This window comes from Streptomyces torulosus (assembly GCF_001419765.1).
Classification (GTDB): Bacteria; Actinomycetota; Actinomycetes; order Streptomycetales; family Streptomycetaceae; genus Streptomyces; species Streptomyces torulosus.
In genome coordinates this window covers 300-9,966 of sequence record NZ_LIRK01000108.1, presented here as the reverse complement: position 1 = coordinate 9,966, position 9,667 = coordinate 300, and the positions used below count along the sequence as shown (strand labels likewise).

The window sequence follows — 9,667 nt, the reverse complement described above, 5'->3', positions numbered from 1 at the left end:
GCCCAGCGGATCCTGGCCATGACCTGCGCGATCTGGCACAACCGCACCATCGGCGCACCCATCACCAGGTCACTGATCGCCTACGACCACTGAGCCACATCGGAACTACTCGTCTAGCGGACCTTTGCCGGCCCAGGTCCTGGCCGCCCCCTGGCCACTTGCTGGGACCGGCTACTTGTTGAGGCGGGAGAACCGCCGTACCGCCAGGGGGAAGAAGGCGGCGGTCAGGGCCAGGGGCCAGGCCACGGCGAGGAGGGCGGCGTGTTCGGCGGCCCAGGACGCGGAGGTGGCGCCCTGGTCGCCGAACAGCTCCCGTACGGCCGTGGCCGTCGCCGAGAGCGGGTTCCACTCGACGGCGGCGCCCAGCCACCCCGGCATGGTCTCGGGGGTGGCGAACGCGTTGGAGAGGAAGCCGACGGGCCACACCAGGATCTGCACGGCCTGCACCATCTCCGGCTTCCCCGCGATCATCGCGAGGTGGATGCCGATCCACAGCATGGCGAAGCGGAGGAGCAGCAGCAGGCCGACGGCCGCGGAGAGGGCCCCGGCCCCGCCGTGCGCGCGCCAGCCGAGCGCGTACCCGACGCCGAGCATCACCGCGAGGTTCAGCGCGGACTGGAGCATGTCGGCGGTCGCGCGGCCCACCAGGACGGCGCCGCTCGCCATCGGCATGGACCGGAAGCGGTCGATGACGCCCTTGTTGAGGTCCTGGGTGACGGCGATCATGGTCCCTTCGAGCCCGAACGCCATGGTCAGCGCGAGCATGCCGGGCACCAGGTAGGGGATGTAGTCGCCCTCGACGCCGCGGCCGCCGCCGAAGAGGTAGCCGAACATCAGCAGCATCATGACGGGGAAGACCAGGGCGACCAGGGCCTGGACCGGCCGCCGCGCCCAGTGGGCGAGTTCGCGGCGGGTCATGGTCCAGGAATCGACGAGCGCGTACGGGGTCACACGGCCTCCCTCACTCGGTGGTGCCCGGCCCGGTCGTCCCCGGTGAGGTGCAGGAACACCTCGTCCAGCGTCGGGCGGCGCAGGGCGATGTCCTCGGCCTCGATCCCGGCGTCCTCCAGGGCCCGTACGACGCCGGCCAGGGCCGTCATGCGGTCGGTGACGGGGACGCTGAGGCGGCGGCGGTCGGCGTCCACGGAGACGTCGTCCTTCGGGACCGGCAACAGGGCGGTGGCGGCGCCGAGTTGTCCGGCGTCGCGCAGGACGACGTCGACGCGGTCGCCGCCGGTCAGGCGTTTCAGCTCGTCGGCGGTGCCGTCGGCGACGACGCGGCCGCCGTCGACGAACGCGATGCGGTCGGCGAGCCGGTCGGCCTCCTCCAGGTACTGGGTGGTGAGCAGGACCGTCGTCCCGCCGCCGACGAGGGAGCGGACGGACGTCCACACCTCGGCCCGGCCGCGCGGGTCGAGGCCGGTGGTCGGTTCGTCGAGGAAGAGCACCTCCGGTTCGGCGATGAGGGACGCGGCGAGGTCGAGGCGGCGCCGCATGCCGCCGCTGTACTGCCTGACCGGCTTGCGGCCGGTGTCGGTGAGGCCGAAGCGCTCCAGGAGTTCGTCGGCGCGCACGCGCGCGTGGCGGGCGCCCAGGTGATACAGGCGGCCGAACATCTCCAGGTTCTGCCGGCCGCCGAGTTCCTCGTCGAGTGCCGCGTGCTGGCCGAGGAGGCCGATGCGCAGACGCACCTCACGCGCGTGTGCCACCACGTCGTGCCCGGCCACCCGGATGCGGCCCGCGTCGGGGCGCAGCAGGGTGGACAGGATCCGGACCAGGGTCGTCTTGCCCGCGCCGTTGGGCCCGAGCACGCCCTGCACGGTGCCGGACGCGACCGTGAGGTCGAGCCCGTCCAGCGCCTTCTTGTCGCCGTACTTCTTGTGTGCGCCCTCGACGATGATCGCCGTGTCGGCCACTGTCCCCACTCCCTCACCGGTCCCCTCACTGGCGGCCCGGATAGCTAGTCAAGTTTGACTACACATTCACGGTAAGGCGGCGCGAAGCATTGGTCAAACTTGATCAGCAGGTGTCCTCCGGATGCCGCTGCCCCGTCGCGTACGGGTTCTCCTGGCCGTCGGTCAGGACGCCGACGAAGGGTTCGCCCTCACCGGCGAAGGTGTAGGCGCCGCCGCGGATCCGCTCGATGAGCCCCTGGGTCCACTCGGCGCCGGCGTCGGCGGAGTGGACCCAGAAGTTCATGATCTCGCCGATGTGGCCCAGTTGGGCGGGGCCGTCCTCGGGGGTGTAGTGGTCGGTGACGGCGGCGCGCCACTGCCGGATGGTGCGCACCCGCTGCTGGAGGAGTCCGAGGACCTCCTCGCGGTCGAGGTCGACCATGAAGCCGAGTGCCGCGGAGAGCACGTCCGGCTTCTGGTCGTGGGCGAGGAGGGACTCCCGCAGCAGGCTCAGATACTCGGCGGTGCCCTTCTCCGTGATCTCGTACTCGGTGCGCGGCGGGCCGCCGGCGGTGGAGGGGGCGATCTCGTGCGCGTGCAGCAGTCCCTGTTTCGCCATCTGCTTCAGGGCGTGGTAGATCGAGCCGGGCTTGGCGTTGGACCACTCGTGCGCGCCCCAGTACTCCAGGTCGTTGCGCACCTGGTAGCCGTGGGCCCGCCCGTGCTGGCGCACCGCACCCAGCACGAGAAGACGGATCGCTGACATGGGGCCCAGCGTAGGACCCCGCGCGGTCAGCCCCAGCCGGAGCCCTGCTCCTTCGCCACCAGCTCGAAGGCGGTCGCGCCGTCCAGCGACTCCCGGATGATGTCGGCGTGCCCGGCGTGCCGGGCGGTCTCGCGGATCAGGTGCAGGCACAGCCAGCGCATCGAGAGCGTCTCGTCCTGCGGGTGCCAGGGCGCCGCCGGCAGTTCGAAGGTGTCGTCGAGGCTCGGTACCGCGCGGATGAACGCCTCCGTCTCGGCGGCCACCTTCTCGTAGTACGCGAGTTGCTGCTCGACGGTCTCGTCGCCGACGAGGGTGAAGCACTCGTGCCAGTTCGACTCGTCCCGCTGCACCGCCGCGGGCTCGCCCTTGGCGCGGGCGATCCAGCCCTGCTCGACCTCGGCGACATGCTTGACCAGCCCGGCCAGGGACAGCTCGCTCGCGCTCGGCCGGCTGCCGGCCTGTTCGTCGGTCAGCCCGAGCAGCGTGCGCCGCAGGCCGCCGCGCTGCTCCGCCAGGAAGGCGAGCAGCGCCCCCCGCTCGTCGCCCTTCGCCTCTGCCTGCACGTGCGTGACCATGACCGGCCGCCTTTCGTCGGGTCCGGGCTCCGGTGAGCCCCTCTGACACCTCCGAAGCTACGGGCCCTTGCGGACAGGTACGGTCCGCAAGTACGTGGGGCGTACGAAACCCGGTGGGCGATCAGCCGGACGGCGTCAGAACGGGAAGCGGCTGCGGCCGTGCTGGATCGAGATCCACTTCTGGGTGGTGAACGCCTCCACCGTGGTCTCGCCGCCCAGGCGGCCGAGGCCGGAGTGCTTCTCGCCGCCGAACGGGACGATCGGCTCGTCGTGGACGGTGCCGTCGTTGACGTGGAACATCCCGGTGTCGATCCGCTGGGCGAAGCGCACACCCCGCTCGACGTCCCCGGTGTGGACGGCGCCGCTCAGGCCGTACGGGGTGTCGTTGACGAGGCGGACGGCCTCCTCCTCCCCGTCGAAGGGGATGAGGAAGGCGATGGGGCCGAAGATCTCCTGCTGGAGGAGGGGGGAGCCGGCCGGGAGGCCGGTGAGGACGCTCGGCCCGACCAGGTTGTCGGTGGTGGTGCCGCGGACGAGCGCCGTGGCGCCCTGGGCGATCGCCTGGTCGACGACGGTGGTCAGGGCGTCGGCCTGCGAGGAGTTGATGACCGGGCCGATGACCGTCCCCGGGTCGCGCGGGTCGCCGGTCTTCAGCGCCTTCACCTTCGCCACGAACTTCTCGGTGAACTCGTCCTGCACCGAGCGGTCCACCAGGACGCGGTTCGCGGCCATGCAGACCTGGCCCTGATGGACGTAGCGCGAGAAGACCGCCGCGTCGACCGCGTAGTCGACGTCCGCGTCGTCCAGCACCACCAGCGCGCTGTTGCCGCCCAGTTCGAGGACCACGCGCTTGAAGTGCGAGGCGGCGACGGTGGCGACATGGCGGCCGACCTTGTCGGAGCCGGTGAAGGAGATGACCTTGGGGATCGGGTGCTCGACGAAGGCGTCGCCGATCTCGGCGATGTCGGTGACGACGACGTTCAGCAGACCGGCCGGCAGACCCGCCTCCTCGAAGATCTTCGCGATCAGCGTGCCGCCGGTGACCGGGGTGTCCTCGTGCGGCTTCAGCACGACACCGTTGCCGAGCGCGAGAGCCGGGGCGACCGACTTGAGGGAGAGCAGGAACGGGAAGTTGAAGGGACTGATCACCCCCACCACACCGACCGGCACGCGGTAGAGGCGGTTCTCCTTGCCCTCGACCGGCGAGGGAATGATTCTCCCCTCCGGGCGCAGCGCCAGCTGAATCGATTCGCGCAGGAACTCCTTGGCGAGGTGCAGTTCGAAGCCGGCCTTGAGGCGGGTCCCGCCCAGCTCGGCGATGATCACCTCGGCGATCTCCTGCTCGCGCTCCTCGACGACCCGCAGGGCCTTCTCGAACACGGCGCGACGGGCGTAGGCGTTGACGTCGGCCCACTCCCGCTGGGCGTCCCGCGCGGCCCGGTAGGCCTCGTCCACCTCGTCGACCGTGGCGATCGTGATCGACGCGAGCTTCTCGCCGTCGTAGGGGTCGAAGTCGATGATGTCCCAGGAGCCGGTGCCGGGGCGCCACTCACCGCCGATGTACTGCTGCGCCAGATCGGTGAAGTAGGACGACATGTGAACCCTCAATCCCTCGCGCCCGGGACGGACACCCGTACGCACACGACAGTGCATGACGATGTGATCACGCGTCATCGTACGTCTGTGCACTGGGAGTTGAGAGGGAATCCCGGAGACTCACAGGGGCCCGCGGGGCCTCAGGACAGCTGGAGAAGCCCCCGCAGCAGGTCGCGGCTCTCCGCCGGGGAGGGGCTGTCGTTCTGGAGCTGTTTCATCGCCCGCTCGTACTGGGCGACGTCCTCGCGCTTGTCCAGGTAGAGCGCGCTGGTGAGCTGTTCGAGGTAGACGACGTCCGAGAGGTCGGACTCGGGGAAGCTGAGGACCGTGAAGGCGCCGCTCTCGCCGGAGTGCCCGCCGAAGCCGAACGGCATCACCTGGAGGCAGACGTTGGGGCGCTCGGAGATCTCGATGAGGTGCTGGAGCTGACCGCGCATCACCTCGCGGTCGCCGTACGGGCGGCGCAGGGCGGCCTCGTCGAGGACGCAGTGGAACTCGGGGGCCCGCTCGGACACCAGGTACTTCTGGCGCTCCATGCGGACGGCGACCCGCTTGTCGATCTCGGCGTCGCTCGCGTCCTTCATGCCGCGGGCGACGACCGCGTGGGCGTACGCCTCGGTCTGCAGCAGACCGTGGACGAACTGCACTTCGTAGGAGCGGATGAGGTGGGCGGCGGCCTCGAGTCCGACGTAGGTGGGGAACCAGCTGGGCAGGACGTCGGAGTAGCTGTGCCACCAGCCGGCGACGTTCGCCTCCTTGGCGAGGGAGAGCAGGGAGGTGCGCTCCGCCTCGTCGGTGACGCCGTAGAGGGTCAACAGGTCCTCCACGTCACGGGTCTTGAAGCTCACCCGGCCGAGCTCCATTCGACTTATCTTCGACTCGGAGGCGCGGATCGAGTACCCGGCCTTCTCCCGAGTGATCCCCTGTGCCTCGCGCAGCCGCCTGAGGTGCGAGCCCAGCAGCATCCGCCTCACCACCGACCCGCTCGATTCACCGGCGCCCACGTTCGTCCAGCCTCCCCAACTTCTTCAAGGGCCGCAGTCTGCCACTAAACCACTCCGATCCGCACTCGTCCGGTTACAGAAATGGAAAGTCTTCAACACCTGGGACGGGTGGGGCGAGGAGGGACCGAGAGCGCCAAGAACTCGACGGGCGGTCGAAGATGACGTGGAGAGTCGGTGGAGGTCGCCGAAAACCGCCGGTAAGTCGTCGGTCCGCGCCCGATTTCCGGGAACAGGGTGACAGAAGAAATGTCCAGGAACCGGTACCGCCGGGTCCATTCCGGGCGCGTGCACGTGCATCTGCCCTTGCATCTGCTGTACGCATCGGAAACCATGGTCCCGCGCCACCGCTGCATCGCTACGACCGCGAACACTCGGGAGTGCCTCGCATGGGGACGAATGGATCGACCATGCTCGAACCCTTACGGCAGGGACTTCCGCCTCTCGATCCCGCGACCGTGTCCGACGCCGCGTCCTGTGCGCTCCCGCCCCGCTACGAAGCGGTGCGCGAGGCAAGGCAGTTCACGCGGGGCACGCTGGACCAGTGGCACATGGGCGAGCGGTTCGACGACATCTGTCTCGTGGTCTCGGAACTCGTCACCAACGCGCTGCGGCACGGCCTGCCCTCGATCAACGGGCACCGCCCCGCCCAGGCCCCTCCCGTACGGTTGCATCTGATGCGCTGGACGGAGCGGCTGGTGTGCGCGGTGCGCGACCCCAGCCATGACAGCCCCGTCGCACGGGACTCGGACGACTTCTCGGCGGAGTCGGGGCGCGGACTGTTCCTGGTCGACTCCTTCGCGGACAGCTGGGGCTGGCATCCGCTGGCCGGCACGCTCAGCGGCAAGGTGGTGTGGGCGCTGTTCCGCGTACCGCCCACGAGCGGCGGCTCATCGAACCGCTGACGAACCGCGGCGCACCTCCGCGCCGCGGTTCTACGCGTGTCACACCACCGGACGACCGCCCATGAGCACGCGTCAGTGGATCAAGTGGTCGAACTCGCCGTCCTTCACACCCAGCAGCATCGCCTCGATCTCGGCGCGGGTGTAGACGAGCGCGGGCCCGTCCGGGAACCGGGAGTTCCGCACCGCCACGTCACCGCCGGGCAGCCGCGCGAACTCCACGCAGTTCCCCTGCGAGTTGCTGTGCCGGCTCTTCTGCCAGGCCACCGCGTGGAGCTCGGTCAGCTCCGTCGCAGCCATGCCGTTGTACACGTCATCCACGCCGTACACGTCGTGGTCCACAGGTCGCTCCCCGGGGTGGTGCAGTGGTGCGCTCGATGCGCTTGGCACTGGTGTGGCCAGAGTTGCAGTAGTCAACTGCCCCGGATCATAGCTTCGTTCACGTGCTGTTGCATGAGCGGATGCACCTGCGCATGCACGCTCAGATGCACGTGCACGAGGGGTGGTGCCGCGATTACAGCACCGGGGCACTTGAGAGACGCGTCCTGGGGCGTTCCTGTTCCCTTTCGCACGTCACGTCTTCACTTCTCCGTACGTGACGCGGCCCCCGGAGGTTCACGGCGGCCCGTCGACGGCGGGATTCCGGATCGCACAGATTGGCGGAAAAGAAGCGGCCCCCGGCGAGGTTGTGGGTCCTCGCCGGGGGCCGGGTGGGGGGTGGTGGATCAGTGGGACGCGCTCACCGCGAGGAGTACGGCAGGAGCGCCATCTCCCGGGCGTTCTTGATCGCGCGGGCCAGCTGCCGCTGCTGCTGGGCGGAGACCCGGGTGACCCGGCGGCTGCGGATCTTGCCCCGGTCGGAGATGAACCGGCGCAGCAGGTCGGTGTCCTTGTAGTCGATGTAGGTGATCCCGGCCTGGTCCAGCGGGTTGGGGCGGGACTTGGCGGGCTTCCGCTCGGGCTTGCGGGCCATGGGTCAGACCTCCAGGAAGGTGTCGAAGGGGCGCGGCAGCCGTTCCCAGGCTTCGCGCCCGGCGGCGTACTCGGCGTCGGTGAGCAGGCAGGACTCCAGCAGCCGTTCGACTCCGTCGCGGTCCAGGCCCGGCGAGGTGAAGACCAGGTGCTGGCAGCGGTCACCGTGCTCCGGATGCCAGTCGAGCGCGGCGGCCGCGCGGCGGACCGGGGGCACCATGTCCCAGGCCGCGTCCGGCAGCGAGGCGAGCCAGGGCCCGGCCGACTCCACGCACAGGGCGCCGCCGGCGGCGTCCCAGTGCAGCAGGGTGTCCGGGCGTTCGGCCAGCCAGAACCTGCCGCGGCTGCGGGCCGCCGCGCAGCACAGGTCCTCCAGGGCCGCGTACAGGCGCTCCGGGTGGAAGGGGCGGTGGCGGTGCCAGACGAGGGTGGTGACGCCGTGTTCGTCGGCGTCGGTGGGGAGCAGGGCGCAGGCGGGGTGCTGGGCCGCGGCGGCGGCCTCCACGTCGAACCCGGCGAACGCTGCCGCGAGCAGGGCCGGGGAGCGCCGTGGGGCGTACCGGGAGCTGCCGGGTGCGGGTGCGTCGTGGCCGGTCACGCAGTTCCCCGCGCCCCTCTCAGGGCCTGCGGCCCCTTCGAGCACGCCGCCCCCTTCCCCGATGGGCACCCGCAGCGCCGTCGGGTGGAGTTGGGACAGGAGGGCTCTGTCTTCTTCGTCCGCCTCCTCCGAGTCGAGTACGGCGAGGACGGGGGCGTACTCCAGTTGCCGGGCGAAGGTGTCGGCGACGGTGCGTTCGTCGGTCGGGGCGGCGGCGAGGCCGGTCTCGGCGAGGTCGTCGCCGTTGCCGAGGTAGGGCAGCAGGAGGGCGGGGTCGACCGCAGTGATCACCGAGGTCAGCGGCAGGCCACTCGCCGCGACGACCTCGGCCATGGCCTTGGGTTCGACCGAGTCCCAGAGTTCGACCACCGCGAGGCGGGTGAGGCCCGCCCCGGCGAGGCGCTCCAGTTCGGGGACGAGGTCCTCACGCAGGGCGCAGCAGGCGCAGTCGTTGACGAGCGGGGTCTCGCCGGTGGAGACGAGGCCCGCGGCGTCCCGGATCGTCCGCAGGACCGTGCCGTCGACGGCGGTGGACAGGTCGTGGTGCAGCGCGACGCTGCCCGGGACCCCGGCGAGCAGCGCCTCGACGGCGGCCCGCCGGGCGTCGGCGTGGAGCCCGCCGACGATCGCGACAGACAGCTGGGTCACGTCGGTCAGCCCCGCTTCTTCCCGTACCGCTTCTCGAACTTCTCCACGCGACCGGCCGTGTCCAGCACGCGCGCGGTGCCCGTGTAGAAGGGGTGGCTGACGTTCGAGATCTCGACGTCGACCACCGGGTACGTGTGGCCGTCCTCCCAGTCGATGGTCTTCTCGCTCGTCATCGTCGAGCGGGTGAGGAAGGCGTGGTTCGCGGCGCGGTCCCGGAAGACGACGGGCCCGTACGAGGGGTGGATGTCCTTCTTCATCGCGGTCAGCGCTCCTCTCGGAAGTCGACGTGACGGCCCGCCATCGGGTCGTACTTGCGCAGGGTCAGCCGGTCGGGGTCGTTCCGGCGGTTCTTGCGGGTGACGTACGTGTAGCCCGTGCCGGCCGTGGACCGGAGCTTGACGACCGGGCGGAGTTCGTTGCGTGCCATGCTGGTACCTTACTGAAAATGAATTCCATTTACATCACCGAGCAGAGAGAGGTGCGTCACCCTTGTCCGCCCACTGCATGCTGACCGGCGCCCAACCGGGCTTCGGCAACCGCATCTCGCACTCCCACCGGCGCACGTCCCGCCGCTTCGACCCCAACATCCAGTCCAAGCGGTACTGGCTGCCGAGCGAGAACCGGCACGTGCGGCTCCGGCTGAGCGCGAAGGGGATCAAGACCGTGGACGTCATCGGCGTCGAGGCCGCCGTCGCGCGGATCCGCGCCCGGGGG

At 70.2% G+C, this 9,667-nt stretch carries 13 protein-coding genes and 1 pseudogene; 3 read left to right on the top strand and 11 right to left on the bottom strand.

Annotation, left to right across the window (positions count from 1 at the left end; genetic code table 11):
- Positions 1–93: pseudogene (locus tag AOK23_RS49555) on the top strand (IS982 family transposase); the annotation flags it as partial.
- Between the two features lie 78 nt (positions 94–171).
- Here AOK23_RS49555 and AOK23_RS08380 read toward each other — a convergent pair.
- The 6 genes from AOK23_RS08380 to AOK23_RS08355 all read right to left on the bottom strand — a co-directional run bounded on the left by AOK23_RS08380 (position 172) and on the right by AOK23_RS08355 (position 5,797).
- Positions 172–918 carry an ABC transporter permease gene (locus AOK23_RS08380; protein ID WP_079049370.1) on the bottom strand — a complete coding sequence of 249 codons (747 nt, stop codon included), beginning with the start codon at positions 916–918 and terminating at the stop codon, positions 172–174.
- A 29-nt stretch (positions 919–947) separates the two neighbouring features.
- Positions 948–1,916, bottom strand: a complete 969-nt coding sequence (locus tag AOK23_RS08375; RefSeq protein WP_055712112.1) for an ATP-binding cassette domain-containing protein — start codon at positions 1,914–1,916, stop codon at positions 948–950.
- A gap of 103 nt (positions 1,917–2,019) precedes the next feature.
- Positions 2,020–2,661, bottom strand: a complete 642-nt coding sequence (locus tag AOK23_RS08370; protein ID WP_055712111.1) for a PadR family transcriptional regulator — start codon at positions 2,659–2,661, stop codon at positions 2,020–2,022.
- A gap of 26 nt (positions 2,662–2,687) precedes the next feature.
- Positions 2,688–3,236, bottom strand: coding sequence for a DinB family protein (locus AOK23_RS08365; RefSeq protein ID WP_055712110.1), 549 nt, complete (start codon positions 3,234–3,236; stop codon positions 2,688–2,690).
- A gap of 135 nt (positions 3,237–3,371) precedes the next feature.
- Positions 3,372–4,832, bottom strand: a complete 1,461-nt coding sequence (locus AOK23_RS08360; RefSeq protein ID WP_055712109.1) for an aldehyde dehydrogenase family protein — start codon at positions 4,830–4,832, stop codon at positions 3,372–3,374.
- Between the two features lie 140 nt (positions 4,833–4,972).
- Positions 4,973–5,797 (bottom strand): helix-turn-helix domain-containing protein, encoded by an 825-nt coding sequence (locus AOK23_RS08355; protein WP_055712108.1) that lies wholly within the window; start codon positions 5,795–5,797, stop codon positions 4,973–4,975.
- A 446-nt stretch (positions 5,798–6,243) separates the two neighbouring features.
- Between AOK23_RS08355 and AOK23_RS08350 the strand changes: the two genes are divergently transcribed.
- Positions 6,244–6,738, top strand: a complete 495-nt coding sequence (locus AOK23_RS08350; RefSeq protein ID WP_055712107.1) for an ATP-binding protein — start codon at positions 6,244–6,246, stop codon at positions 6,736–6,738.
- A gap of 72 nt (positions 6,739–6,810) precedes the next feature.
- Here the strand turns inward: AOK23_RS08350 and AOK23_RS08345 are convergent, their stop codons facing one another.
- The 5 genes from AOK23_RS08345 to rpmG all read right to left on the bottom strand — a co-directional run bounded on the left by AOK23_RS08345 (position 6,811) and on the right by rpmG (position 9,380).
- Positions 6,811–7,077 carry a DUF397 domain-containing protein gene (locus AOK23_RS08345; protein ID WP_055520971.1) on the bottom strand — a complete coding sequence of 89 codons (267 nt, stop codon included), beginning with the start codon at positions 7,075–7,077 and terminating at the stop codon, positions 6,811–6,813.
- Positions 7,078–7,474: 397 nt separating this feature from the next.
- Positions 7,475–7,708, bottom strand: a complete 234-nt coding sequence (gene rpsR / locus AOK23_RS08340; RefSeq protein ID WP_055712106.1) for a 30S ribosomal protein S18 — start codon at positions 7,706–7,708, stop codon at positions 7,475–7,477.
- 3 nt (positions 7,709–7,711) lie between these two features.
- Complete coding sequence (locus AOK23_RS08335; protein ID WP_055712105.1) at positions 7,712–8,953, bottom strand: CobW family GTP-binding protein; 1,242 nt, start codon at positions 8,951–8,953, stop codon at positions 7,712–7,714.
- Between the two features lie 5 nt (positions 8,954–8,958).
- On the bottom strand, positions 8,959–9,210 hold the full coding sequence (locus AOK23_RS08330) for a type B 50S ribosomal protein L31 (RefSeq protein WP_055712104.1): 252 nt from the start codon (positions 9,208–9,210) through the stop codon (positions 8,959–8,961).
- Between the two features lie 5 nt (positions 9,211–9,215).
- A complete protein-coding gene (rpmG, locus tag AOK23_RS08325; protein WP_055520975.1) occupies positions 9,216–9,380 on the bottom strand; it encodes a 50S ribosomal protein L33 in 165 nt (54 codons plus the stop codon).
- Between the two features lie 62 nt (positions 9,381–9,442).
- Here rpmG and rpmB point away from each other — a divergent pair.
- The coding region (rpmB, locus tag AOK23_RS44690; RefSeq protein WP_079049369.1) for a 50S ribosomal protein L28 at positions 9,443–9,667 on the top strand (225 nt) is incomplete at its 3' end.